At 66.6% G+C, this 24,808-nt stretch carries 22 protein-coding genes and 2 tRNA genes; 16 read left to right on the top strand and 8 right to left on the bottom strand.

The window, feature by feature from the left end; genetic code table 11:
- Positions 1-132 precede the first annotated feature (132 nt).
- Positions 133-615, top strand: coding sequence for an RDD family protein (locus A3CU_RS0126270; RefSeq protein ID WP_084143777.1), 483 nt, complete (start codon positions 133-135; stop codon positions 613-615).
- Positions 616-632: 17 nt separating this feature from the next.
- Here A3CU_RS0126270 and A3CU_RS0126265 read toward each other — a convergent pair whose 3' ends face one another.
- Both A3CU_RS0126265 and A3CU_RS0126260 read right to left on the bottom strand, forming a co-directional pair.
- Complete coding sequence (locus A3CU_RS0126265; protein ID WP_245617344.1) at positions 633-1,505, bottom strand: hypothetical protein; 873 nt, start codon at positions 1,503-1,505, stop codon at positions 633-635.
- Positions 1,506-1,732: 227 nt separating this feature from the next.
- Positions 1,733-2,461: a DUF4191 domain-containing protein gene (locus tag A3CU_RS0126260; protein ID WP_027944816.1), complete on the bottom strand. Its 729-nt coding sequence runs from the start codon at positions 2,459-2,461 to the stop codon at positions 1,733-1,735.
- 65 nt (positions 2,462-2,526) lie between these two features.
- Between A3CU_RS0126260 and A3CU_RS0126255 the strand changes: the two genes are divergently transcribed.
- From A3CU_RS0126255 to A3CU_RS0126235, 4 genes are all read left to right on the top strand, one after another.
- The gene (locus tag A3CU_RS0126255; RefSeq protein ID WP_027944815.1) at positions 2,527-4,614 is read left to right on the top strand and encodes an ATP-dependent DNA helicase UvrD2; all 2,088 of its coding nucleotides are present in this window, start codon (positions 2,527-2,529) and stop codon (positions 4,612-4,614) included.
- A 183-nt stretch (positions 4,615-4,797) separates the two neighbouring features.
- Positions 4,798-5,046: a hypothetical protein gene (locus A3CU_RS0126250; RefSeq protein ID WP_027944814.1), complete on the top strand. Its 249-nt coding sequence runs from the start codon at positions 4,798-4,800 to the stop codon at positions 5,044-5,046.
- A 124-nt stretch (positions 5,047-5,170) separates the two neighbouring features.
- Positions 5,171-5,575: a WhiB family transcriptional regulator gene (locus A3CU_RS0126245; protein ID WP_027944813.1), complete on the top strand. Its 405-nt coding sequence runs from the start codon at positions 5,171-5,173 to the stop codon at positions 5,573-5,575.
- A gap of 334 nt (positions 5,576-5,909) precedes the next feature.
- Positions 5,910-6,782 carry a class I SAM-dependent methyltransferase gene (locus A3CU_RS0126235; RefSeq protein WP_027944811.1) on the top strand — a complete coding sequence of 291 codons (873 nt, stop codon included), beginning with the start codon at positions 5,910-5,912 and terminating at the stop codon, positions 6,780-6,782.
- Positions 6,783-6,979: 197 nt separating this feature from the next.
- Here the strand turns inward: A3CU_RS0126235 and A3CU_RS46675 are convergent, their stop codons facing one another.
- From A3CU_RS46675 to A3CU_RS0126220, 3 genes are all read right to left on the bottom strand, one after another.
- Entirely contained in the window at positions 6,980-7,717 is a 738-nt protein-coding gene (locus tag A3CU_RS46675; protein ID WP_245617347.1) for a hypothetical protein, read from the bottom strand.
- Positions 7,718-8,146: 429 nt separating this feature from the next.
- The gene (locus A3CU_RS0126225) at positions 8,147-9,493 is read right to left on the bottom strand and encodes an ABC1 kinase family protein (protein ID WP_027944810.1); all 1,347 of its coding nucleotides are present in this window, start codon (positions 9,491-9,493) and stop codon (positions 8,147-8,149) included.
- 58 nt (positions 9,494-9,551) lie between these two features.
- Positions 9,552-10,595 carry a TOMM precursor leader peptide-binding protein gene (locus A3CU_RS0126220; protein ID WP_043842575.1) on the bottom strand — a complete coding sequence of 348 codons (1,044 nt, stop codon included), beginning with the start codon at positions 10,593-10,595 and terminating at the stop codon, positions 9,552-9,554.
- A 165-nt stretch (positions 10,596-10,760) separates the two neighbouring features.
- On the opposite strand from A3CU_RS0126220, the gene A3CU_RS0126215 reads away from it, so the two are divergent.
- Positions 10,761-11,333 (top strand): M48 metallopeptidase family protein, encoded by a 573-nt coding sequence (locus tag A3CU_RS0126215; RefSeq protein ID WP_027944808.1) that lies wholly within the window; start codon positions 10,761-10,763, stop codon positions 11,331-11,333.
- A gap of 86 nt (positions 11,334-11,419) precedes the next feature.
- Here A3CU_RS0126215 and A3CU_RS0126210 read toward each other — a convergent pair whose 3' ends face one another.
- Positions 11,420-12,751 carry a zinc-dependent metalloprotease gene (locus A3CU_RS0126210; protein WP_027944807.1) on the bottom strand — a complete coding sequence of 444 codons (1,332 nt, stop codon included), beginning with the start codon at positions 12,749-12,751 and terminating at the stop codon, positions 11,420-11,422.
- Between the two features lie 222 nt (positions 12,752-12,973).
- Between A3CU_RS0126210 and A3CU_RS0126205 the strand changes: the two genes are divergently transcribed.
- Positions 12,974-13,981 (top strand): YlbL family protein, encoded by a 1,008-nt coding sequence (locus A3CU_RS0126205; protein WP_211246517.1) that lies wholly within the window; start codon positions 12,974-12,976, stop codon positions 13,979-13,981.
- Between the two features lie 69 nt (positions 13,982-14,050).
- Here the strand turns inward: A3CU_RS0126205 and A3CU_RS0126200 are convergent, their stop codons facing one another.
- Positions 14,051-14,623 (bottom strand): PPA1309 family protein, encoded by a 573-nt coding sequence (locus A3CU_RS0126200; RefSeq protein WP_027944805.1) that lies wholly within the window; start codon positions 14,621-14,623, stop codon positions 14,051-14,053.
- A gap of 139 nt (positions 14,624-14,762) precedes the next feature.
- Between A3CU_RS0126200 and A3CU_RS0126195 the strand changes: the two genes are divergently transcribed.
- From A3CU_RS0126195 to A3CU_RS0126155, 9 genes are all read left to right on the top strand, one after another.
- A complete protein-coding gene (locus A3CU_RS0126195; protein WP_027944804.1) occupies positions 14,763-17,732 on the top strand; it encodes a UPF0182 family protein in 2,970 nt (989 codons plus the stop codon).
- A 63-nt stretch (positions 17,733-17,795) separates the two neighbouring features.
- A tRNA-Met gene (locus tag A3CU_RS0126190) sits at positions 17,796-17,869 on the top strand.
- Between the two features lie 401 nt (positions 17,870-18,270).
- Positions 18,271-18,344 (top strand) — tRNA-Met (locus tag A3CU_RS0126185).
- 156 nt (positions 18,345-18,500) lie between these two features.
- Entirely contained in the window at positions 18,501-19,001 is a 501-nt protein-coding gene (locus tag A3CU_RS0126180; protein ID WP_027944803.1) for a PadR family transcriptional regulator, read from the top strand.
- A gap of 37 nt (positions 19,002-19,038) precedes the next feature.
- Complete coding sequence (gene prfB / locus A3CU_RS0126175; protein WP_027944802.1) at positions 19,039-20,145, top strand: peptide chain release factor 2; 1,107 nt, start codon at positions 19,039-19,041, stop codon at positions 20,143-20,145.
- A 222-nt stretch (positions 20,146-20,367) separates the two neighbouring features.
- Positions 20,368-21,057 carry a cell division ATP-binding protein FtsE gene (gene ftsE, locus A3CU_RS0126170; RefSeq protein WP_027944801.1) on the top strand — a complete coding sequence of 230 codons (690 nt, stop codon included), beginning with the start codon at positions 20,368-20,370 and terminating at the stop codon, positions 21,055-21,057.
- 52 nt (positions 21,058-21,109) lie between these two features.
- The gene (gene ftsX / locus A3CU_RS0126165; RefSeq protein ID WP_027944800.1) at positions 21,110-22,006 is read left to right on the top strand and encodes a permease-like cell division protein FtsX; all 897 of its coding nucleotides are present in this window, start codon (positions 21,110-21,112) and stop codon (positions 22,004-22,006) included.
- 83 nt (positions 22,007-22,089) lie between these two features.
- Positions 22,090-22,566: an SsrA-binding protein SmpB gene (gene smpB, locus A3CU_RS0126160; RefSeq protein WP_027944799.1), complete on the top strand. Its 477-nt coding sequence runs from the start codon at positions 22,090-22,092 to the stop codon at positions 22,564-22,566.
- Positions 22,567-22,568: 2 nt separating this feature from the next.
- The gene (locus A3CU_RS0126155; protein WP_027944798.1) at positions 22,569-23,468 is read left to right on the top strand and encodes an amidohydrolase family protein; all 900 of its coding nucleotides are present in this window, start codon (positions 22,569-22,571) and stop codon (positions 23,466-23,468) included.
- Here A3CU_RS0126155 and A3CU_RS0126150 read toward each other — a convergent pair.
- Positions 23,458-24,747: an acyltransferase family protein gene (locus tag A3CU_RS0126150; RefSeq protein ID WP_027944797.1), complete on the bottom strand. Its 1,290-nt coding sequence runs from the start codon at positions 24,745-24,747 to the stop codon at positions 23,458-23,460. The two genes, A3CU_RS0126155 and A3CU_RS0126150, sit on opposite strands and share 11 nt — an antisense overlap.
- Positions 24,748-24,808 lie beyond the last annotated feature (61 nt).

Raw genomic sequence — 24,808 nt, 5'->3', positions numbered from 1 at the left:
GCCGGGCTGTACTCTCTTCGGCTCACGCTAAGCGCGCGGTGTTGCCCAACCGTCACCTGTATGTTTCGCAGACGTTAAACGGCTGGTGGGCCTGGAAGAGTGACCCTTCCGATACCGGCATACCCTGGATACGTGGCGAGATGGACTGGCGATTGGCTTTCCACCCTGCAGGGGGCGGGAACCGATGACACAGAGCTACCGCGCTGGCGCGGTGAACGATTTGGCCTGCCCGAGAGCGGGATCGGCTCGGTGGCCACGGGGGGTTCCCGTGCCGTGGCCCTGATCATCGATCTCGTGCTGGCTTCGTTGTTGACCTCCTTGTTTTTCCGGCCCAATTTCCAGGATTCCGCGCTGATGCAGTCCTACAACCTGTGGTCTGTGTGCGTGTGGGCCGTGATCACGATCGTTCCCGTTTCCTTCTTCAGTTTCACGCCTGGCATGGCGGTGATGGGTATCCGAGTCGCCCGGCTCGACGGCGCAACGATGGTCGGCGTGTGGCGTGCGCTGGTGCGTGCCGCGCTGACCTTTTTGATCATTCCCGCGGCCGTTCGTAACGTCGACGGCCGGAGTTGGCTCGACCGGTTGACGGTCACCGTTGTCGTGCGAATGCGGTGAGCCGCGGTCTTTGCTAATCACGCAGCGTGACGGACGGACCGGACTTGAACGTCCGGCGGTGGCCTTCCCGCGGCCTTCTCATACGTTGCGCGTAAACGCTGGATTACCGTGAGCGGCTCATCGCGCAAATGCGATGGGAGAACGTGCACCACGACCACGCCCGCTCCGGTCAACGCTCTGTGCGTCCGGGCCCGTGCGTTCCCCGCGGAGCCGAGCTGGAACTCCAGCGAGTCGATCTCCAAGGCCATATTCGCCTCGCGCCAGTACGCCTCGACACGGCCGAGTAGCCGGTCATCGGAGGTGAAAAGGTTTACGTTCCACTGCGGCTCCGGCAACCTGCTGCGCTTCACCACGTTTCGCGCCCAGGCCCCGGTGGCAGACCGGATTCCCCGATCCATCTCGTGTACCACCCGGCGCGGCAGGGCCGACCCGATCGTGGTTCCCTTTTCGATCTCCTGCTTCAGGTCGCGCGGGTCGCAGAGCTTTCGCTGGACGGCGTCCGCGATCATGGCCCGCACTTCATCCAGCCGATCCATGTGTCGCGCGGCGTCGAAGAGGGCTCGTGCGAGGGGAACAACGGGCAGGCCGTCAATCTCCGTCGGCTCAGGGAGGTGCACCGTTCGTTCCACCGTTGCGAACCCCCACGACGAGACGCCGCTCTCGTGTGGGACGAGAACGTGAACCTTCGCCTCGGCCGGCAGTCGTTTGACTCCATGCATCCGGGCCGCTTCGATACCGGTCACCATGGCGGCGGGGCCGGCGTGAACCAACGCTGCGCGTCTCAGTTGCTGGCGGGTCAACGTGCCGTTGCTGAACACGACGACGCCCGGGATCGGGCGCTGCCACGGCTTGCCGGGACGGCAGCGAGCCGAGATGGTCGAATGCGACATCCCGAGTTCGACAAGCGCTTTCCGAGAGGCGACTCCCCCGGGAAAGCGGTCGTGGAGCGCTGCGTCATCCAGCGCGCATGGCCGTGGCATACGGTCATCATGTCGCTACCCACCGACAATTTCCGTGCTCCAGGTACGGCGCGGGCGCTGGCACAAATGAAGGAAGGGGCGTTTGCTACGGATGTTCCGTAGCAAACGCCCCTTCCTACTCCACGGCGGGCGTGCGGTTACCGACGGCGGATGGCGCGCTGCACGTTGCGCATCTTGGCGCCCGGCGGCATGGGGCCCTTGGGCAGTGCGGCGCCCCGGTTGCCAAGCGCCGCGAGCTTGGCTTCCAGGGCATCGATCTGGGCCGGCTTGAGATTGCGCGGCAGCTTCATCACGTGCCGCTGCAGGCGGCGCAGCGGGACCTGGCCCTCCTCATTGCCGATCACCAGGTCATAGATCGGAGTATCACCGACGAGCCGGGCGACGCGCTTTTTCTCCTGGGCGACCAGGCTCTTGACCCGATGCGGCGCTCCCTCGCCGATCAGCAGAACGCCGGGCGCGCCGAGGACGCGGTGCACAGCGTCGAGTTGCGTGGTTGCCGCGACGGTTTGCGTCACGCGCCAGCGGCCACGCATGTTGTCCAGTGCCCAGCCCGCCGCCCCGGGTTGACCTTCGGCCTTCGCGTACACAGTCCGCTCTACTCGCCGACCGAAGACGACCATCGCGAGGAGCGCACCCAGGATGATGCCGAGGGGAAGCAGGATCCACTGCAAACCGAGGAGGAACCCGATCCCGAACACCACACCGGCGACGACCAGGAAGGATCCGAGCATCCAGGGGATCAGCGCCTTGTCCTCGCGGCGTTGCATCTTGAACGCCTCGAAGATCTGGGAACGACGAGCCTTACTCGCTGCGCGCTTCTCTGCCTTGGCCTGCTTGGCAGCTTCTTTGTCCTGCTTTCCCGCCATATGCACCAGGATACGGGCGGCCGGGCAACCTCGGGCCTGTCGGCCCCCTCTGCGAGGATGCGAGCGTGGTGGGTGCATCTCCGACGAACACCGGGTCAGGCGTGCTGGAGGCTCTCGACCCCGAACAGCGAGCCGCGGCGAGCGCGCCGCGCGGCCCGGTCTGCGTGCTTGCCGGCGCCGGCACGGGGAAAACGCGGACGATCACCCATCGCATCGCCCATCTGATCGGGTCCGGACACATCTCCGCAGGTCAGGTGCTCGCTGTCACGTTCACGGCCCGCGCCGCGGGAGAGATGAGGACCCGGCTACGTGCGCTCGGCGTCCACGGCGCGCAGGCACTGACCTTCCATGCCGCGGCACGGCGGCAGTTGCGGTACTTCTGGCCGCGCGTGGTTGGTGACCGGCCGTGGGACCTGCTCGACGGCAAGCTCCGGTTCGTCGGCCAGGCCGCCCAGCGCGTTGGACTCGGCGCGGATGCCGAGATCCTTCGCGACCTGGCGACCGAGATCGAGTGGGCGAAGGCGTCACTCGTCGCTCCGGACGACTATCCGATCGCGGCCGCCCGGGTACAGCGAGACACGCCAGCGCCCACCGCGCAGGTTGCCGAGGTGTACCGCGCGTACGAGGAGATCAAGAACTCCGCACGGGTACTCGACTTCGACGACCTCCTCCTGCACACCACCGCCGCCTTGGAAGAGCACGACGAAGTAGCCCGCGAGTTTCGCGATCGGTACCGCTGTTTCGTGGTCGACGAGTACCAGGACGTCACCCCCCTCCAGCAACGTCTGCTCGATGCCTGGCTCGGGGGGCGTGACGATCTGACTGTGGTTGGCGACGCGAACCAGACGATTTACTCGTTCGGCGGCGCTTCGCCGAGGCCGTTGCTGGAGTTCACCCGGCGTTTCCCCGACGCGACCGTAGTCCGGTTGGAGCGTGACTACCGATCGACGCCTCAAGTGGTCGACCTGGCCAACAGCGTGATCGCCGCCGCGCGGAACCGCCCGGCGGGCTCACGACTTCGGCTGATCGGGCAGCGTCCCGATGGTCCGGATCCTCGGTTCGCCGAGTACGAAGACGAGCCGTCCGAGGCCGCCGCCGTGGCCGCCCGGGTGCGGTACCTGCTGAATGCCGGTGTGGCCGCCAGCGAGATCGCGATCCTCTATCGCGTCAACGCCCAGTCCGAGGCCTACGAGCGAGCTCTGGCCGAGATGGGCGTTCCGTACCTGGTCCGGGGCGGGGAGCGTTTCTTCGAGCGCCGTGAGATTCGGCAGGCGATGGCCGCGCTACGTACGGCAACGGTGGAACGGTCCACTGACGAAGACCTGGTCATGGTGGTGCGCCGGGTGCTGGCCAAAGTGGGCTTGACCGAGCAGCCGCCGGCCGGCGGCGCGGCGAAGGAACGCTGGGACGCCCTGCTTGCGCTCGTCGAGGTAGCCGAGGAGCTCTCGTCCACCGTCGAGGGCGCCGACATGTCGCGTTATGTGGCCGAACTCGAGCAGCGGGCTGCGGCCCAGCACCCGCCGACGGTCGAGGGCGTCACGTTGGCCTCTCTCCATGCGGCGAAGGGGTTGGAGTGGGACGCGGTGTTCCTGGTCGGGCTCGCCGAAGGCATCCTGCCGATCCAGCACGCGGACGGTGACGAAGCCGCGGTCGAGGAGGAGCGCCGGCTTTTCTATGTCGGTGTCACGCGTGCGCGTGAGCACCTTTGGCTGTCGTGGTCGCTGTCGCGTCATCCCGGTGGGCGCCGTCACCGCAGGCGGAGCCGCTTCCTCCACGGCTTGCTCCCCGAGCATCATTCGGCGGCCAGGCTTGGCCGCGCGCGGCAGCTGAGGGACGGTACCGCAAAGCCGCGCTGCAGGGTCTGTGGCGGGCCGCTGCTGGAGACCATGGAGATCAAGTTGGCCCGGTGTGGCCGGTGCCCATCCAATGTGGACGAGGACCTGCTGGCGAGGCTCAAGGAGTGGCGCACCGGACGGGCCAGGGAACTCAGAGTGCCCCCGTTCGTCGTGTTCACCGACGCCACGCTCGTCGCGATCGCCGAGCAGCGGCCGGTCGATCCGGTTGGACTCATCTCGATTTCCGGCATCGGCCCGACCAAGGTCGAGCGGTTCGGCTCCGACGTACTGGCGGTGGTCCGAGGCGAGCGCGGTTAGCCGCGTGCGCGGGGCTGTTCGCGCGGCAGAACCGCTGCTCAGCGGCGATCTTTGCCGCTTCGGAAAGTCTTGTGGAAAATAAGTTGCCCTCGCGGGGCGGGAGCAATAACCTGCTGGGGCCGGGTGAATGACGCCCGTCGAGATTCAGTCCGTCACCGGACACAGCGAAGGAGGTGCTGGGACATGAGCGTTTACATGACGACCGACAGTCTTGGCACCGCGCTGTTCTGCGCCGCCTCGCCGGCTATGGCCGCGTGCCGGGGCACCGACATGTATCGGGCCGAGGGAGCCGCTGTCACCGCGCGTCATGGTCGCTTTGCCGACCGGACCCGCGTGCTCGGCCTCCGCAACATTCCGGTGAACGTCGATCTGCCGTTCCTCAAGCAGCCTCCGATCCGTGTTCCGCAACCACCACGAGAGCGAAATCCCTGACCCACCCGTACAGGGAGACAGGCTCACGAAGGCCGCGGAACCGTTCATCGGATCCGCGGCCTTCGTGTTTTTGCAGTACCCCTCCACAACCGAAAACACCGTTACTACACAAAGGAGAACGGGAATGTCATCGGCAATCGCCTTCGCGTCAGAGGGGGCGTTACCCGACGAGTTCGCCAGCCTCTCAGAGATCGGAGTCGGAGACCTGTTCGACGCCGTGGCCTCACCTGACCTGGACCTGCCCTGCCAGGCCAAGGACGCAGACCTGTGGTTTGCGGAGTCACCGGCCGATCTGGAGAAAGCCAAGCGGTTCTGCGCGGAGTGCCCGGTGCGGGAAGCCTGCCTCATGGGAGCGCTCGCGCGCAGGGAGCCGTGGGGAGTCTGGGGCGGCGAGATCTTCGAGCGTGGCGTCGTGGTCGCCAGGAAGCGGCCTCGGGGACGTCCGCGCAAGAACCCGGTGGTCGAGCACCCCGGGGCGGAGAAGCCCGCCGGACGACGCGTGGCACGTGAGCGGAGCGCGGCCGCATGAACACCGAGCCCGCCGCCAAGGACATCGAGACCAAGAACGCCGTGCTCGTCCGACCGAGCACAGCAGCTGTTGTGACCGAGGAGATCAGTGAGATGTTGATGTATGAAGAACTGGCCCGAGCCCGAATACGGGAGTTGCATGACGTGGCCCGGGCGCGTCGGACCAGACGCGCCCGGGCCGAGGGCCGACGGTGGAACAGACCATTCGCCATCGCCGGCCGGCGTCGCTCGTGAGGCCTTGTGATTAGTGGAGGAAGGGGCGTTTGCTACGGATCATCCGTAGCAAACGCCCCTTCCTCCAGTTCGGGGCGCGGGTGGTCGTGTTAGATGGGGGTATGGCGCACACGCATGACGGCATCGACTGGGCCGAGCGGATTCCTCAAATGCGTCGAGCCGACGAGTTGAATGCGTCAACGTATGCCGTCGTCGCCAAGCGCTTGACCAGCGATCTGCCAGAGGGTGCTGTCGTAGTCGACGTCGGGTCTGGCACAGGCGGCATGAGTGCGGCGCTCGCCTCGGTGCTCGCCGAGCGAGGAGGCGGAAAGCTGCTGCTGGTCGATGCGGTGCCGGAGTTGCTTTCGGTCGCCGCCGATGCGGCGCGAGGGGCTATCGAGACGAGCCGGGTCGAGATCGAGACCGTGGTCGCGGACCTCGCACATGATGACCTTCGCGACCTCCTGCCGCCCGCGCAGTTGATCTGGGCGGCGTCGATGGTGCATCACCTGCCAGACCAGCAGGCAGCCGTCGCTGGCCTTGCCCGGGCGCTCGCTACCGACGGCATGCTCTCCCTCGCCGAGGGCGGGCTGGAAACGCAATGCCTGCCTTGGGATCTCGGCGTCGGAGAGCCCGGTTTGGAACGTCGGCTGCTCACCGCTCACAGCGAGTGGTTCTGTGAGATGCGGGCCGAGATGCCGGGAGCAGTCCGAATGCCCTACGGCTGGAACGTGGCGCTCGGGCGGGCTGGATTGGCCGACGTCAACGCGTTCAGTGTCCTTCTGGACCTGCCCGCACCGCCCTCGGACGCGCTTCGTGCCTACGTGACGCACCGGCTGAGGTGGCTCGTCGAGATGGCGTCTGAGCGACTCGCGGCCGAGGACCGGCGTACCGCTGACCGGCTGCTCGATCCGGATGACAGCGAGTTTGTCGGCCGTCGGGATGACCTGTATCTGCTGGGGGCTTACACAGTCCACTCGGGAGTTCTCCGGTGAACAGGCAGTCCTGTTCTCGCTGTCAAGCGGTACGTGACCCTGACAGCGACCCCGTTGCCGCGCTGGCCTGGACCACTGACCATGAGCATGGATCGCTGCTCTGGTTGTGCCCGAAGTGCGCGAGACAACATGTTCGTGATATCGAAGCCAAGCTTCCTGACGAGTTCTGGTAGCTCGTGCCGGCCGTTCGTCGGCCACTAACTCTTGCTGGTGCTGGACACCGTGATTCCCATGGTGAGATTCTTCGAGCCCACAGTTGCGGACATGTCCCTGGCCGGCAAAAGGGAGCCTGCCGCCGATGCCGCACCGTAAGCAAGGACATTGGGACGCCGGCGCCTTGCCGCACTGGCGAAAGCGCTGGTCAACTCCCGTGCAATGCCCGCATCGTTCGTACAGAGCTGTTCGCGCGAAGTTCGCACGAGGACCACACCCGCGGCCGTGAGGGCCAGATCATTCATCTTCGGTGCCGGATTACCGTTGTTCCGGGTGCCGAACTGCCAGCCAAGGCCGACTTCGTCCCACCATGCGGCCACAACTCCGATGGGACGTGCATGGCGATCGCAGATCGTCATGTTCCACGTCGGGGGAGGGAGTGGAACATGCTCGAGGAACCGACGCGCGACGCCGTGTAGGTAGGTGTCGCTCATCGAGCCGAGACGGCGCAGGATCTTGCGTACACTGGCGGTTCCGCGCTGGTTACCGGCTTCGAGCTCGGTCTGGAGATCATTCTGGGTGCACAGACCGTGGTAGATGGTCAGCGACAATATTCGGCCGACCGTGGCCGGATCCGTCTCCTGCCGTGCGGCGTCAATCGCCGCGCGCGCCGGCGGTGCGAAGGGAATTCCGTCGTGCCGTACTGAATGCGGAACGCGCGACGTCCGTTCGACGGCGACGAATTCCCGGGAAAGGATTCGGCGCGTGTGCGGCACGAGCATCCGCACCTCTCGACTGTGCGCTATCGGGAGACCGTGGGCTCGCAGGGCGTCGAGACCGGACACCACGGAGTCCGGAGCGGTGTGGAGGACCGCGGCCCGGATTTGCTGGCGCCGGGTCGGCTCTCCTTGGCTCAGCAGAATGATGCCCGGCAGCAGTCGGCGCCATGGGCCATCCAGCCTGCACCGGGCAGCGATAGTGCTCGCGGACGCTCCCTCGCGGCGGAGTCTGGCGCTCGTTGTAACGCCGTCGGTCGAGATGTTGCGGAGTGCCACGAGCTCCGCGGGCTTGATACGGACCATGCGTCCAGCCTGCCCGGCGTGCTCCACGTAGGCGACCAACAGCAGCAAGATGTGGATAACTGGGCTGCGCGAATGGTCATTTCATGCGAAAACGGCGGCACCTGTGGGTAACTCGGGGCTGAATGGCGCTTAGTCGGCGAACCCCGGTTGCCATCGGCGCACAATGGCTCGTGCGGGGATCTCCGCGTCGAGCTGGCACAGGATGCCGGTCGATCCCGAGGTCACCCGATGGATCAACAGGTATTCCGGGGGCAGGTTCAGCGACCTGCCGGTACGAAAATCCTGACCGCGGGCGTCGCCGACCCGCATCGCCTGGCGCTGCATCCAGCTGCGTGTGAAATGAAATCGTTCGGTCGCCAGAGGCTCGGTGAAAGGAGCGAGATATGCCAGGACGTCCTCCGGCCGCAGATCGTTGCCGGAGCGGATGAAACCGGCTTCGCACAACAACTTCATCAGCTCGTTGGAACGGCCCTCGAGCGCGAGCCGTGTCATTTCCCCGAGTTGACGCGGGATTCCGTGTGGCAGTCGGGCGACCGCCCCGAAGTCGACCACACCCAGCCTGCCGTCGCCGAGGAGCAGGAAGTTGCCCGGATGCGGGTCGGAATGCAAGAGCTTGGCCCGCGCCGGAGACGAATAGTGGAACTCCGCGAGCAGCCTGCCGACCTCGTTTCGGGTGGCCGCATCACCATCGGAGATGATCCTGGCCAGCGGAGTGCCGGTCATCCACTCCGTGACGAGCACCTTCGGTGCGCTCGCGACCACCTTTGGGACGAATACCTGCTCATCGCCGTCGAATGCGCTGGCGAAAGCCCGTTGGCTGTCGGCTTCCCCACGGTAGTCGAGCTCCTCGTCCATCCGCGCCGCCAGTTCGGCAAGCAGGGGTTTGACCTCGGTACCCGGGACCAGTGCCTGGAACAGCCTGCTGAAGCGCTGGAGCTGACGAAGATCGCTGCGTACGGCCTCGTCAGCCCCGGGGTACTGCACCTTGACGGCTACATCGCGTCCGTCGTGCCACACGGCGCGGTGTACTTGTCCGATGCTGGCCGCTGCGGTCGGGGTGTCGTCGAACTCGCGGAATCGCTGGCGCCACGAGCGGCCGAGCTGTTGGGCGAGCACACGCTGTGCCTGTCGGGTGGACATGGGCGGGGCCGCGGCCTGCAGCTTGGTCAGGGCCGCCCGGTATGGGGCCGCCATCTCGTCCGGCACTGCCGCTTCGAACACGCTGAGGGTTTGGCCGAACTTCATGGCGCCCCCCTTCAGCGTGCCGAGCACCTCGAACAACTGCTCCGCAGCCTTGGCTGACAACGTCGCGTTGACCTCGTCGGCGCTCTGGCCGACCAACCGTTTTCCCCAGCCGCCTACGGCACGCCCGGCGATCCCGAGCGGCAAGCTGACCAGCTTGGCGGTCCTCGCCGCGGTCGTACGGGGGATCTCCGGGGCGGGGCGGTCGTCGATGCGGTCACGGAAGTCAGTCACGTCAGCGATTGTGCCTTGAACCTGATCCTCTTGGCAGCCACCAATCGAACATAGCCGTCTAGAGCCGGCCTGGTGTGGCGCCGCAGCCGCATGCGGGGTTCGGCGGCCACGGTCGGTGCTCGACCGTGCCCTCATAGGTGTCGATTTCGATGGTGGTGTTCCAGACTGGCGGGGGATTGTCTGCCGGGCACAACGCGCGAAGGATCTGGCCCACGGCCACGGCCGACGTCGCCTGGATGATGCCAAGGTCGGCCTGCTGGCTGCGGCCGGCGAGTTGCCCAGCGATCTTCGGCCACCGCGAGTCCAACGCCTTCCGGTGCAGATCCGCGCAGCCCAGGCAGCTGCTACGGCCCGGATGAACGAGCGGCCCGACGATGCCCAGCCCGTCACGCACACGAACTGGCAGGTGCGGCACCCCTTCCTGCATGAGCAGCCGGACGACCTCTGGAGCGGGCACGATCGCGTCGGCGAGCACCACCAGTTCGGGCTGTCGGTCCGCGCTCGGCCGGTGGGCCTTCGTTGCGGGATTGACCCGGTTGATGGCCGCCACCGCCGCCGATCGTCGAAGACTGCCGATGTCGGAATCGAGATAGCCGCTACCGGTGTCGTGCTCGGTGACGGTACCGGCGGCGTCGACGTGAATCCGCCCGACGCCGGCGGCGGCCAGCAGCGTCGCGATGGCGATGGTCAGGCGGCCGTTACCGTGCACGGCTACGGAGCTGTGTGCGCGCTGCTCGAACGTCTCGCGATGCCGCTGGCGACCGCGGAGCGACCACAGTCCCACCTCGCCGGCCACCCGGCTGTGGTTCGTCCAGGTTTCGACGACGAGTCCGAGACGGGTCAGTTCGGTAAGCAGGTCGCGCAGCTGCTCCCGGCGTTCGCTCTCGGCGAGCGCAAGCAGTTCCGCGACGCGCAAGCTACCGTCCAGCCGATGCAGAGATTTGACTACTCCGGGTGACAGACCGCTCGCGACCATCGCGTGCCGAGGGTCGAGCCCGATCTGGACCTCCCCCGGGGCGCGGTCGAATACCTCCAGCCCAGGTCGCACTCGTGGCCGTTCGGGAAGGTACATCTCATGTCCGTGGGTCAGCAGGTGTGTCATGACAATATCGTGACGCATAGTGGCGAAGAATCCGCAAACGAAGGCCCGAGTTATCCACAATGGAAGATTAGCTGTGGATAACTCAGGCGTTGTGCGTGCGAACTCTCCCGAGTTGTCGGTGCCTGGCTTTACCGTGGACGAGTGGCGAATGGACGGGTGCCCCCTCTGCGGAGCCGGGACAAGATCGAGCAGGTAGATACCTCGCACCGGAAGATTGAAGTACGGCGGAGCACGCGGCGACGGAGCACCGTCACCGCGTACCGCGATGGCGAAACCCTGGTCGTGCTCATTCCTGCCAGCATGAGCCGAGCCGAGGAAAAACACTGGGTCGCGGAGATGGAGCGCAAGCTGCAGCGCACCGAAACCAAGCGTGCTGCGCCTTCCCGCCACTCCGACAGTGCACTGATGGCCAGGTGTGCCCAACTTTCGGCCCGTTACCTCGATCGGACGGTTTTCCCGGCGAGCGTTCGCTGGGTGCCCCCGATGCGGACACGGTGGGCTTCGTGTACTCCCTCGGACGCGACCATCCGGGTGAGTGAGCGATTACGGGACGTGCCGGCCTGGGTGCTGGACTACGTGCTCGTGCATGAACTCGCCCACCTTCGAGAAGCAGGGCACAACGCGCGCTTCTGGGAGTTGGTGCGCTGCTACCCCAAGACCGAACGGGCGATCGGATACCTCGAGGGCCTGTCCGCCGCGGCGGGGTGGGGGATCAGCGAACTGGACGCGGATGGTTGATCGGCAGCCGACAAGAGGAAGGGGTGTTTGCAACGGGCTATCCGTAGCAAACACCCCTTCCTATCGCTTCTGGAGCCGCGTGGGCGTCAAGAGGACGGGTCGTCGGGGTCGGACTCGTCTTCCGGCGGCCGGGTTCGCTCCAGTTCGGCCATCGGATCGAGGTCGTCCAACTCGGCGCGGTTTCCCAGCCGCTCGCTGAACTCCAGTGGATCGTCGAGATCCTCCGCAGTCGGTACCAGGTCCGGGTGCGACCAAAGCCCGTCCCGCTTCTCCATGCCGTGCTGGTCGCCGACGAGCTTCCACAGCGCTGATGCCGCACGCATACGGCGTGGCCGAAGCTCCAGGCCGACCAGGGTGGCGAAGGTCTGTTCAGCCGGTCCACCCGTTGCCCGCCGACGGCGCAGCGTTTCCCGGAGCGCGTCCGCACCAGGCAGACGGTTGCCGACCGCATCGGCGACCACCACGTCCACCCAGCCCTCCACCAGGGCCAGCAGGGTCTCCAATCGGGTCAGCGCCGCTTCCTGCTCGGGTGTCGTCTTGGGCTCCAGCAAGCCGGAGGACATCGCCTCCTCAATGCTCGCCGGGTTGCTCGGGTCGATCTGGCCGGCCAGGTGCTCAAGGGCCGAGGTGTCGACCTTGATGCCGTGCGCGAATTCCTCGACGGTCGCCAGCAGCCGCTGCCGAAGCCACGGCACGTGGGTGAACAGCCGCTGGTGAGCGGCTTCCCTGGCGGCGAGGAACACCATTACTTCGCTGCTGGGTAGTTCCAGGCCCTCGGTGAACTTCTCGATGTTCGCGGGAAGCAGAGCGGAGGTGGCGTCCGGCCCGAGCGGCAAGCCCACTTCGGTGGACGTGAGCACGTCCGAGGCCAGCTGCGCCAGTGCGTTGCCCAGCTGGGATCCGAAGGCCATGCCACCCATCTGGCTCACCATGGACAGCAGGGGACCCGCGGCCTGTTTGGCTTCGGCCGGCAACGCCTCCACCCAGGCGCCCGAGATCTGCCGGGCAACCGGATCACACAACCGTTGCCAGGTGGGCAGGGTCTCCTGCACCCAGTCGCGTGCCGACCAGGCGACCGAGGTCTTCGCACCCGCGGGCAGGATCGTCGCCGCGTTGAGCCACAGTTCCGCCAGGTGAGCGGCATCGCGGACGGCAGCGCCGGAGTCGCCGCTCCCGGTGAAGCCGATCTTGCCTTCACCGCCTGAGCTGAGCTTCTGCAGCGCGATCTGCTTGGCGAGCTCGTAGTTCACCGGCCCGCTAGAGCTGCCGGCCTGGCTGAGCATCTGGCCCAGTTGGCTGAGCATCTGGCCAAGCTGGTTGAACGCGTCGGCACCGGAACCAGGGCCACCGCCCTCCGGCTCGTTTTCACCGCGTTTGTCGGGATCGGATGGGCCGAAACCGAACGGGAGATTGCTCATAACACCACCGTACGCGGCCACAGCTGTGGGCACCGCGCCAGCCGGGGCTAGTGACCGGCAGCTTATACCGCTCACCGTACGCTGTCTCAGGTGAGCGAGTCCCGCGAGGAAACCACAGCTCGAAGCGCCGCTTCCGAACCGTCCGGGGACGCGGCTTCGAAGCCCGCTGAGCGGATACCCGGGAACTTCGGGCTCAAGCGGCTGACCCGGCGAGGCTGGACGATGCTGTTGAGCGCGGTTCTCGTGGTCGTATTCGGCGTGACCGGCACGTTCGTCCAGGTGCCCTATGTGGCGATCGGTCCCGGTCCGACCTACGACACGCTCGGTGACGTCGGCGGTGCCCCGGTGATCCAGGTCAACGGGCGGGAGACCTACCCGACGGGCGGCGAGTTGCGGATGACGACGGTGTCGCTCAACGACAAGATCACGCTGTTCGGCGCGCTCGGGTTGTGGGCGAGCGGCCGCTTCGCCCTCGCGCCGCGGGAGGAGTACTTCAAGCCGGGCGAGAGCGACGAGCAGGTCCAACAGCAGAACGTCCAGCAGTTCGAGGACTCGCAGAGCAACGCCGAGGTCGCGGCGTTGCGGCACCTGGGCTATCCCATCAAGGTGCTGGTCAAGGAGGTGGTCTCGGGCACCCCTGCCGACCATGTGCTCGCGGCCGGCGACCGGCTGCTTTCGGTCAACGGCAAGCCGGTTACCAAGGAAGAAGACGTTCGCGCCGCGTTGAGCGATACGTTGCCTGGACAGACCGTCTCGGTGACCTTCCAGCACGGGAACGAGCCGCCGCGCACCGTGCCGATCACCCTCGCCACCAACCCCGACGGCAACACCAAGCAGGGCTTCATGGGCCTGCAGCCGATCGACCGCGCCGATGTGCCGTTCGACGTCAAGGTTTCCCTGCAGGACGTCGGAGGTCCCTCGGCGGGATTGATGTTCGCGCTGGCCATGGTGGATCGGCTCACTCCGAGCGACCTGGTCGCTGGTGAACGCGTCGCGGGTACCGGCGAGATCGACGAGAAGGGCAACGTCGGCCCGATCGGCGGGATCTCGTTCAAGGTGGTCGGGGCGCGCGAGGCCGGTGCGACGGTGTTCCTGACCCCCGAAAAGAACTGCGCGGAGGCCGCCTCGGCCGTGCCGGACGGGCTCAAGCTGATCAAGGTGACGAGCCTTGACAGCGCACTCACCGCGCTCGGCGACCTCAAGGCTGGGAAGCCCGTGCCGTCCTGTTGAGACGTCTTTGTGGAGGAAGGGGCGTTTGCTACGGAACGAGCCATCCGTAGCAAACGCCCCTTCCTCCAACTAAGCGGGTGGCTCGGGGGTGAGCGTGGTGCGGAGGGCCTCGAGGAGGTTCGGGGCGAGGTCGGGGTGCTCGACGATCTCGTCGACGGGCTGGTCGGCGTCCGAGTCCTGAGACCCGGGCTGATGGGCGCGGAGGCGCAGAACACACGCCCCGGGGCCGTCCCGCACGACCGCGGCGACGAGACGGGCTTCGGTGCGGTCCGGGTGGTCGGCGGCCGCCTGGCGAAGCCGGCCGGCGTCGGTGGCGTCGTCGGTGGGTAGTGCCGCCTCTGCGCTCGGAGGCAGCACGATGATTTCCTGTGCGAGAGCGCAGCCGACGACCGCCTCCGGCCACATGATCCGGCCCAGCGCCTCGGCCAGGTCTCCCTCGGGCAAGGCCTCCTGGGCAACCGGAGTCAGCGCGCTTGCCGCGTCCAGCTGACCGGCGAGTTCCGGCTGCTCGCGCAGCAGCGCCGCGGTGGGCACGAGCGCGAACAGCTGGGGCGGTTGGTCCCAGCCTCCGGCGGCCACGAACTCCTCGACTTCGCGGGCAAGCGCGGCCACGGTCGGCGCGCTGTTCTCGGGCAATCCCATCTGACCATCGTGGCATGTCTGATTTGGGGTGGTCGGGGAACCAGGGGCGGCCCCGTAGAGTTAGGTAACCAAAGGTAACGTGCGCCCCGGCGAACGAACCACGACCACAGGAGCGTGTCCAGTGGCCAACCGGCCCCCCGTGAGCCTGCCGAAGCTGTCCCGTCGCAGCCGAATCCTGCTCATCATCGCCGCGATCATCGTGCTGGTTCTGCTGCTCGGTGCGCGGCTGCTGGACACCTACGTCGACTGGCTCTGGTTCGGTGAAGTCGGCGCGCGGCAGGTCTTCAGCACCATGCTCTTCACCCGGGTCGCGCTGTTCTTCGCCATCGCGCTGCTGATCGGTGGCAGCCTCGCGCTCAGCCTGTGGATCGCCTACCGTACGCGGCCGGTGTTCGTCCCGGTGTCCGGCGCGGACGATCCGCTGTCCCGGTATCGCTCCGCCGTGGTCGGCCGGATCCGGCTGTTCGGCATCGGTATCCCGGTCGTGGCCGGTCTGATCGCGGGTGCGGCCGGTGAGGGCGACTGGCAGCGGATACAACTGTTCCTGAACGGCACCAGTTTCGGGACGACCGATCCCGAATTCGGTAACGACATCGGCTTCTACACCTTCACGCTGCCCTTCTACGAGTGGCTGCTCGGCTGGCTGTTCGTGGCGGTGACGATCGCGTTCATCGCGGGACTGATCGCGCACTACCTGTTCGGCGGTATCCGGCTGGCCGGGCGTGGTGGACAGCTCGCGGGGCCGGCCCGGGTGCAGCTGGCCGTGACGGCTGGCATTTTTGTGTTGCTCAAGGCATTGGAATACTTCTTCGATCGCTACGATCTGCTACTTTCCGGTCGCAATCCATTGTTCTCGGGTGCGACGTACACGGACCTGAACGCGGTACTGCCGGCGAAGCTGATCCTGCTGTGCATCTCGGCCATCTGCGCGCTTGCCTTCTTTGCGGGGGCGTTCCTGCGCAATATCCAGCTGCCCGCGATCGCGCTGGTGCTCCTCATCCTGTCCGGCATCATCGTCGGGGCCGCGTGGCCGACCGTGCTGGAGCAGTTCTCGGTCAAGCCGAACGCCAACCAGAAGGAAGCGCTTTCCATCAGCCGGAACATGGCGGCCACCAAGACCGCTTTCGGCCTCGACAACGTGCAATACCAGGATTACCAGGGCACCGGCCAGGCGACCGCGGACAAGATCAGCGCGGACACGGCGACCGTGCCGAACATCCGCCTCCTGGACCCCAACGTGCTGGCCCCGACGTTCACCCAGCGCATCGGCGGTGAGAACTTCTACGCGTTCCCAACCAAGCTGGACATCGACCGGTACACGGTCGACGGCAAGACGCAGGACTACATCGTCTCGGCGCGTGAGATCAACACCGCGAACCTCACCGGCAACCAGACCAACTGGATCAACCGGCACATGGTCTACACGCACGGCAACGGGTTCGTGGCCGCGCAGGCCAACACGATCGACCGTGCGGTCAGCGACGCCAACAGCGACGGCGGGTACCCGGTCGCGGCCATCAGTGACACGCAGAACCCCACCGGCGCCGGACTTGATCCGTCGAACCGCTCGGCTCCGGGCATCCCGGTGGATCAGCCACGGATTTACTACGGAGAGTTGACCAACGACTACGCGATTGTCGGTGGGCAGCCGGGCAAGGCGCCCGGCGAGCATGACAGCCCAGGCCGGAACGACTACCGCTACGACGGCGCCGGCGGCGTCCCGATCGACAACTGGTTCAACCGGTTGGCCTTCGCGGCCAAGTACGGCGAGCGCAACATCCTGTTCTCCGACGCGATCAGCGACGGCTCCAAGATCATGTACAACCGTGATCCCCGCGACCGCGTGCAGAAGGTCGCACCCTGGCTGACCGTGGACGGTGACCCGTACCCCGCCGTTGTCGGGGGGAAGATCACCTGGGTCGTGGACGGCTACACGACGCTCAACAACTTCCCCTACTCGCAGCAGACCCAGCTCGGGGAAGCGACCGCGGACACGCTGAGCGGCACGGCGAAGCAGGCCAACAACAGCATCAACTACATCCGTAACTCGGTGAAGGCGACCGTCGACGCCTTCGACGGCACGGTCACGCTGTACTCGGTGAACGACAACGATCCTGTGCTGAAGGCATGGGAACAGGTTTTTCCCGGCATTGTGAAGCCCAGTTCGGCCATCTCTCCGGAACTGAAGGCGCACTTCCGGTACCCGGAGGACCTGTTCAAGGTCCAGCGTGAGCTGCTCGCCAAGTACCACGTCAGCGATCCGCAGGAGTTCTACACGACCAACACGTTCTGGAACGTGCCGCAGGATCCGACCCAGGAAGGCGGCACCAACCTCGACGCGTCGGGCCTGCAACCCCAGCCGGGCTACTACGTACTCGCGGAGGCACCCGGCCAGAACAGGCCGACTTTCCAGCTGACCAGCCCGCTGACCGTGCTGCAACGGCAGTACCTGGCGGCCTGGATGTCGGTCTCGTCCGATCCAGCCGATTACGGCACCATCCGGGTGCTGCGGCTTCCCACGTCAGCGACCGGCGGCGTCCAGGTGGACGGTCCGGTCCAGGTGCAGAACAAGTTCCAAAGTGACTCGAGATTCGTCCAACAGCGCACGCTGTTCAGCAACCAGAGCGTCGCACCCATCTTCGGGAATCTGATCACGCTGCCGATGGAGGGCGGATTCCTCTACGTGGAGCCCGTCTACATCCAGCAGAAGAACCAGAACAGCTATCCGCAACTGGCGAGCGTGCTGGTGGCGTACGGGTCGAAGATCGGCTTCGCGCCTACCCTCGGAGAGGCGCTCAAACAGGTCTTCGGGGACGGCGCGAACCAGTCGACCACCCCGCCGACCGAACCCTCGACGCCGCCGACCAGTTCCACGCCGCCGCCGAGTTCGACCAATTCGGCCCCGCCGGCCAGTGGCACCAACCCCGACCTGGACAAGGCGGTCGCAGACATCCAGGCCGCGCTCGACCAGCTGCGGCAGGCCCAGCAGAGCGGAGACTTCGCCGCCCAGGGACAGGCCCTGTCTGCGCTGCAGAAGGCCACCCAGGAGTACCAAGCCGCCAAGGCCGGCGCCAGCCAGACCACCCCGCCGCCAGCGCCGGGAGGCTGACCACCGGGTTGGCACCCCCCGCGCGAACCCCCGCGAAGCCAGGGCGTAGAGTGGTTCTTGCAACGCGGGGTGGAGCAGCTCGGTAGCTCGCTGGGCTCATAACCCAGAGGTCGCAGGTTCAAATCCTGTCCCCGCTACAGAGGTTGGAGGCCCTTGCCTGCGGAAAGCGCAGGCGAGGGCCTCTTTCGCATCTGCTCTGGGGGTCGAACCCCCAGACCCCCGGCAGGGAGGGCTCCGCCCCCCTGCACCCCCCGGCTGGGGTTGGCCGCGTGCCCAGCCTCGTCTTCGGTGGGGGTCTCTTCTCGTCCAATCTTGGCGGGGTGCTCTGGTGCGTTCGCGGAGGGCTTGACCTTGGTGCAGGTGCCGGAGGGGGCGCGCGCCTTGCGCCGCGTGGTGGGGTGGGCTTGGTTTCGGTGTGGGGCTTGGCGTGGCTTGCGTGCGGTTTCGGGGGCGGGGTGTGGCGTGGGTCTCGTGTCCTGTGTGGACGGTGGGGTAGGGTGTGAGCGGGGGTCGCGAGGGTGTATAGTGGGACGTACAACGCGGGGTGGAGCAGCTCGGTAGCTCGCTGGGCTCATAACCCAGAGGTCGCAGGTTCAAATCCTGTCCCCGCTACTGAACGAAGCAGGGGCCCGATCGAAGCGATCGGGCCCCTGCTTCGTGCTACTGGCGTATTGCGGTTGGGCCGTATGGGGGAGTTGCAATGGCCATTGTGGACGGAGATATGTGGCCACTGTGGACAGATCGCGAGAAAAGTGGGACGGTGTGGGGGTGTCTGAACTGAACGCGACAGCAGCGGCATTGCTCGGTTTGCTCCAAGACGGTCCGGCGACGGGTGGTCAGCTCGTCGCCAGCGCCGAAGAACGATTCGGGACGTTCTTCAGTGTCACGCGTAGCCAGGTCTATCGGGAGTTGCCCGCACTGGCCAAGGAAGGCCTGGTGCGGCTCGGCAAGCAGGGCCCACGGTCCAGTCAGCAGTACGCGATCACCGCGGCCGGGAAGAAGGCGTTCAAGGCCTGGCTCACCAGTGACTCCGGTCCGGACCACTTGCGCAGCCCGTTGATCCTGCGGCTCGTGCATGCCGCTTCGCTCACCGCGAAGCAGCGCGCGACGTTGATCGACACCGCGCGTGCGGCATACAGCCAGGAACTGGACGAGGCGAAGGCCGCGGTCAAGGCCGCCGAGAACCCGTACACGAAGGCGGTCGCCGAGTTCGGTCAGGCCCACGCGCGGGCCGCGCTGAAACTGGTGGATGCCATCCCGCAGTCCTGAGGATGTGCTCGAATTCGGTGCCGTAACCTTGATGGTTGTGAGTGCTGAGTTCGAAGCAGACCTGAAGGACCTCGCCGCCAAACTGACGCAGGTCGAGGCCGTCATGGATCTGGACGGCCTGCGTGCCCAGGTCGCCGACCTGGAACAGCAGGCATCCCAGCCCAACCTCTGGGATGATCCCGAAACGGCGCAGAAGGTCACCAGCCAGCTCTCGCATCGGCAGAGCGAACTGCGCCGGGTCACCGACCTGCGCCAGCGGCTTGACGACCTCGGCGTGCTCTACGAACTCGCCGAGGCCGAGGGGGACAGCACGAGCCGGGCCGAAGCCGAGTCCGACCTTGCCCAGCTGACCAGGGACATCGACGCGCTGGAAGTCCGTACCCTGCTTTCCGGCGAGTACGACGACCGGAACGCCGTGGTCACCATCCGGTCCGAGGCCGGCGGGGTGGACGCGGCCGACTGGGCCGAGATGCTCATGCGGATGTACCTGCGCTGGGCCGAGCGCCACGGGTACCCGGCGGAGGTCTACGACATCTCCTACGCCGAAGAGGCGGGCATCAAGTCGGCGACCTTCAAGGTGACCGCGCCGTACGTGTACGGCACGCTCTCGGTCGAGCAGGGCACGCACCGGCTGGTGCGGATCTCGCCGTTCGACAACCAGAGCCGGCGACAGACGTCGTTCGCGCACGTCGAGGTGCTGCCCGAGGTCGAGGAGGTCGACCACGTCGACATCCCGGAGAAGGACATCAGGGTCGACGTATACCGTTCGTCAGGTCCGGGTGGACAGAGCGTGAACACCACCGACTCGGCCGTGCGGATCACTCACCTTCCGACCGGCATCGTGGTCTCCTGCCAGAACGAGAAGTCGCAGCTGCAGAACAAGGCGGCCGCGATGAAGGTGTTGCAGGCGAAGCTGCTGCAGCGGAAGAAGGAAGAGGACCGCGCCGAGCTCGACGCGCTCAAGGACGGCGGGTCGAGCTGGGGTAACCAGATGCGTTCGTACGTGCTGCATCCGTACCAGATGGTGAAGGACCTGCGGACGGACTACGAGGTCGGCAACCCTTCGACCGTGCTCGACGGCGACATCGACGGGTTCCTGGAAGCCGGTATCCGCTGGCGCAAGCAGGCGACCGCGGCGGCGTAGTTCGGGCCTACCTGGAGGAAGGGGCGTTTGCTACGGACTATCCGTAGCAAACGCCCCTTCCTCCCTTTGCAAAGGCTTCGTCCCATGCTCGGGCTTGGGCGAGCCCTGGATGCTCCGCCTTGTGGGCTTCCGCTCCCGCATCCCCTCGCCACGCCGGGCGGAGTTGCCGGTTGGCCGATGCCTACCTGGGCTTAACGTTCGCAATGAGTAGGATGGCGCACCGTGATCCGGCTCGATGCAGTCTCCAAGGTCTACAAGAGGTCGACGCGCCCCGCACTCGAGGGCGTGTCTGTCGAGGTGGACAAAGGTGAGTTCGTCTTCCTGATCGGCCCTTCGGGATCCGGGAAGTCGACGTTTCTCCGGCTCCTGCTGAGGGAGGAAGTGCCCAGCAAGGGCCGGGTGTATGTGTCCAACTTCGACCTGGCGAAGATGGCCCGGCGCAGGATCCCCCGCCTGCGGCAGACCATCGGCTGCGTCTTCCAGGACTTCCGCCTGTTGAACAACAAGACCGTCGCCGGGAACGTCGCGTTCGCGCTGGAGGTGATCGGCAAGCCTCGGCACACGATCCGCAAGGTGGTGCCCGAGGTTCTCGAACTCGTGGGTCTGGAAGGCAAGGCCGACCGGATGCCGAACGAGCTCTCCGGTGGTGAACAGCAGCGCGTCGCGATCGCGCGCGCGTTCGTCAACCGGCCGCTGGTGCTGCTGGCCGACGAGCCGACCGGGAACCTCGACCCGGACACCAGCCAGGACATCATGCTGCTGCTCGAGCGCATCAACCGCACTGGCACCACCGTGCTCATGGCCACGCACGATCACTCCATCGTGGACTCCATGCGCCGCCGTGTGGTTGAGCTCCAGCTCGGCAGAGTGATCCGCGACGACGCCCGAGGCGTCTATGGCGTGGGCCGCTAGTTCCCCGACCAGGTCCCCGCACAGCCCCCGACCTCGAAGGTAAGTACCCCCGATGCGCGCAAGTTTCGTGTTCAGCGAGGTCTTCACCGGCCTGCGCCGAAATGTCACGATGACCATCGCCATGATCATCACCACCGCCGTGTCGCTTGGCATGCTCGGTGGCGGTCTGTTGATCGTGCGCACCATCGACAAGATGAGCGCGGCCTACCTGGCCGACGTCGAGGTGTCGATCTTCCTCGATCAGGACGTGAGCGCCAACGACAAGGACTGCTCGCAAGACCCGTGCCGCGGCCTGCTGCAGAGCGTCCAGAACAACCCGGCCGTCCAGACCGTGGTGTTCGAAAACCGCGATCAAGCCTTCGCGCGGTTCCAGAAGATCTTCCAGGACAACCCGATCCTGCTGCAGTCGGCGCGGCCGGAGGCATTGCCGGCCTCCCTGCAGATCAAGCTGCACGATCCCAGCCGGAGCGCGGTCATCAACCAGGAATACGGACAGCGTCCGGGCGTGGACCGGATCGAGGACCAGCAGCAGTTCCTGAACCGCTTCTTCGGGCTGCTCGGCGCCGTGCGGGACGCCACCTTCGTCGTCGCGTTGATCCAGGCCCTCGCGGCGCTGCTGCTGATCTCGAACACGGTGCAGATTTCCGCCTTCACCAGGCGTAAGGAAGTCGGGATCATGCGGCTGGTCGGCGCGACCCGGTGGTATACCCAGTTGCCGTTCCTGCTCGAGGCGGTCATGACCGGGATCGTCGGCTGGGTGTTCGCGGTGGGCGGCCTGCTCGTGATCAAGTACACCTTCCTCGACAAGATACTGTCGGTCGCGGCGGGCATCATTCCACGAATCGACGTGCTCGATATCGTCGTCACCTCACCATGGCTGCTGCTCACATCGCTCGTGATTTCGGCGACCACTGGTTACCTGACGTTGCGGATGTATGTCCGGCACTGAGCTCGGCCGCGATTCCCGAGGTCAGGCGATGCCGGTGAGTCACGGTTCGCAATGGTGTTGCGTACGTCCGATAACCTGGAGACATGCCCAAGGAACTTGGCCACAAGGTGATCGTGTCGAACCGTCGTGCGCGGCACGACTACTCGATCCTGGACACCTATGAGGCCGGTCTCGTCCTGGTGGGCACCGAGGTGAAGAGCTTGCGCGCGGGCCGGGCCTCGCTGGCCGATGCGTTCGCCACCGTCGATGACGGTGAGGTCTGGCTGCGCAACCTGCACATCCCGGAGTATGAGCACGGCACGTGGACCAATCACGAAGCGCGCCGGCACCGCAAGCTGCTGCTGCACCGCGGAGAGATCGAGAAACTGATCGGCAAGACCAAGGAGAGCGGGCTCAGCCTGGTGCCGCTGTCGCTGTACTTCAAGGACGGTCGGGTCAAGGTCGAGTTGGCGCTCGCCAAGGGTAAGAAGGCCTACGACAAGCGGCAGGATCTGGCCAAACGCGACGCTCAACGCGAGATCAGCCGCGCGGTGGGGCGAGCTTTGAAGGGCCGCCGCTGACTGTGGAACCCGGGCCGGAACGAGACGACGACATCGGGTCGTGGGTACGAGGGCTGGGCCTGGACGGCCTGGTCGATCTGCACCTGCACTTCCTGCCCGAACGCATGCTGACCAAGGTCTGGGCGTACTTCGACGGGATCGCCAAACGCACCGGGTACTCGTGGCCGGTGTGGTACCGGCGAACGGAGAGCGAACGGCTGGCGCTGCTGGAATCCTTCGGCGTACTTCGCTTCGCACCACTCGTCTATCCCCACAAACCGGATATGGCCGAGTGGCTCAACGGCTGGGCGCTCGAATTCGCCGAGCGCGTGCCAGCCGCGGTCCCGACCGCGACGTTCTACCCGGAACCGTCCGCCGCGTCCTATGTAGACAAGGCGCTCCGGGCCGGGGTCCGGTGCTTCAAAGCGCACGTCCAGGTCGGCGCGTACGACCCGCGTGGGGAGCTCCTCGAACCGGTGTGGGGTGCGCTGGCCGAAGCGGGTGTCCCGGTGGTGGTCCATGCCGGAAACGGCCCTGAGCGGGGCCCGTTCACCGGCCTCGACGTGTTCGGCGAGGTACTGAACCGGCATCCGCGGCTGGTCGCCGTGCTCGCCCACGCGGGGATGCCCGACTACGAGGCCGCACTGGACCTGGTCGCGCGCTATCCGCGGGTATATCTCGACACCACCATGGTCGGGGTTCCGTTCACCGAGAAAATGCAGCGGCTCCCGGCCGACTGGGCGGCCCGGCTGGCGACCATCGCCGACCGGGTCGCTTTGGGCACCGATTTCCCCAATATTCCTTATCCCTATGCCACCCAGCTGCGGGCGATCGCCGGCTGGGCCGCCGCCGACGATCGCCTCGGCGACGGCTTCCTGCGCGCGGTGCTGCACGACACCCCTGCCAAGCTGCTCAACCTCTGACCGGTACGGCGCTGTTCGAGAACGCCACCAGCAGGCCCGTGAGAACCAGGGCCACCCAGGGCACCGGTCCGGCCAGGATCCCGCCGTCGACCGGGGCGGCGAACCCGCGAGCGGCCAGACCCAGGGTGCCTACCGAGCCGGCCACGGCGGCGAAGGCCAGCAGTGGCAGGGAAACGGGGCCGCCCGTCGCCGCGCGGGGTGCCTTCTCGAAGCGGCTGAACACGCGGAGCAGTCCAGCCAGCACCAGCCCCGCGGCGCCCAGCCACAGCGGGGCGGCGGTCAGCCAGTCCAGGGTGCCCGGCGCCGGTGTGGCATAGCCGAAGCCGAGCACCGAGATCCCGGCGACGACCACAAGTGCGGGCATGTGCCACAGGTAGACGCTCATGAACCGGGGCCCGATCCAGCGCAGCGTGGCCGCGACCGCGGGCCGCGTGGCGAGTTCGTTGATCTTGGGCCGAAGGGCGAGCATCAACCCGATCTGGCCCACCGCAAGGCTCACCAGGACGGCGGTGGGCGGGCTCATGTTCGACACCGGCGCGCCGGGCATACCGATCATGCTCGCCGGGTACGGTCCGAAGGCGACCATCAGCCCTGTCACGCCGAAGCCCGCCGCGGACATGCCAAGCGCGGCGCGCGGGCGAAGGGTACCGAGTTTCCCTTCCGCGTAAAGGAAACCGAGTTGGTGGACGGCAAGCCAGACGAAGATCGCGTTGACGTAGCCGAGCAACCCGAAGCCGTTGAACCGGAGCAGGTCGACCACCAGCGCCAGGCCGGTCAGCACGACGGGGACTGCCAGTCCCCACCTGCGGTGGGCGGCCAGCATGACCGGGGCGGCCAGCACGGTGAGCAGGTAGACGCCAAGGAACCAGAGCAACTGCCCGGCGATCGCCCCCGCGATGTCCAGCGGTTGCTCCGGCACCCCGAGACCGCGCAGCAGGTGAGGAACCGCCAGCCACACGGCGATCAGCGGCACGGTCGGCAGCAGCAGGCGGCTGATCCGCCCGGCGAGCCAGCCCGATGCGGATTCGGCGCGGCGCAGGGAGATCAGGTTGGCCGCGCCACCGGCGAAGAACACCAGCGGCATGACCTGGGACAGCCAGGTCACCGCCCACCAGCCCGGTGTGGCGAGGGCGTTTCCGGTGGCGAGCCGGCCGTCGGCGTAGCTGAGCACCGGCATCAGCCAGTGCTGGCCGACCACCGCGAGGATGGCACCGGTGCGGATGACGTCGAGGAAGATGTCGCGGCCGGCCGTGGTGGGCCGGAGCTGGCTTGGGGGCATGCCCAAAGCCTGGTCGCTCAGGCCTGCTGGCACATTGGTGCGAACCGCCCTCTTGATCTCG

It is taken from the genome of Amycolatopsis taiwanensis DSM 45107 (genome assembly GCF_000519205.1).
Lineage (GTDB): Bacteria > Actinomycetota > Actinomycetes > Mycobacteriales > Pseudonocardiaceae > Amycolatopsis_E > Amycolatopsis_E taiwanensis.
The sequence above is the reverse complement of the archived record's forward strand: the minus strand, read 5'-3'. Positions and strand labels throughout refer to the sequence as shown.

Bases quoted from the DNA above. Each gene is read 5' to 3' on its own strand.
- A3CU_RS0126265 (WP_245617344.1), bottom strand. From the start codon at position 1,505: ATGTCGCATTCGACCATCTCGGCTCGCTGCCGTCCCGGCAAGCCGTGG.
- A3CU_RS0126260 (WP_027944816.1), bottom strand. From the start codon at position 2,461: ATGGCGGGAAAGCAGGACAAAGAAGCTGCCAAGCAGGCCAAGGCAGAG.
- A3CU_RS0126250 (WP_027944814.1), top strand. From the start codon at position 4,798: ATGAGCGTTTACATGACGACCGACAGTCTTGGCACCGCGCTGTTCTGC.
- A3CU_RS0126245 (WP_027944813.1), top strand. From the start codon at position 5,171: ATGTCATCGGCAATCGCCTTCGCGTCAGAGGGGGCGTTACCCGACGAG.
- A3CU_RS0126235 (WP_027944811.1), top strand. From the start codon at position 5,910: ATGGCGCACACGCATGACGGCATCGACTGGGCCGAGCGGATTCCTCAA.
- A3CU_RS46675 (WP_245617347.1), bottom strand. From the start codon at position 7,717: ATGCTCGTGCCGCACACGCGCCGAATCCTTTCCCGGGAATTCGTCGCC.
- A3CU_RS0126220 (WP_043842575.1), bottom strand. From the start codon at position 10,595: ATGACACACCTGCTGACCCACGGACATGAGATGTACCTTCCCGAACGG.
- A3CU_RS0126210 (WP_027944807.1), bottom strand. From the start codon at position 12,751: ATGAGCAATCTCCCGTTCGGTTTCGGCCCATCCGATCCCGACAAACGC.
- A3CU_RS0126205 (WP_211246517.1), top strand. From the start codon at position 12,974: ATGCTGTTGAGCGCGGTTCTCGTGGTCGTATTCGGCGTGACCGGCACG.
- A3CU_RS0126200 (WP_027944805.1), bottom strand. From the start codon at position 14,623: ATGGGATTGCCCGAGAACAGCGCGCCGACCGTGGCCGCGCTTGCCCGC.
- ftsX (WP_027944800.1), top strand. From the start codon at position 21,110: ATGCGCGCAAGTTTCGTGTTCAGCGAGGTCTTCACCGGCCTGCGCCGA.
- smpB (WP_027944799.1), top strand. From the start codon at position 22,090: ATGCCCAAGGAACTTGGCCACAAGGTGATCGTGTCGAACCGTCGTGCG.
- A3CU_RS0126150 (WP_027944797.1), bottom strand. From the start codon at position 24,747: ATGCCCCCAAGCCAGCTCCGGCCCACCACGGCCGGCCGCGACATCTTC.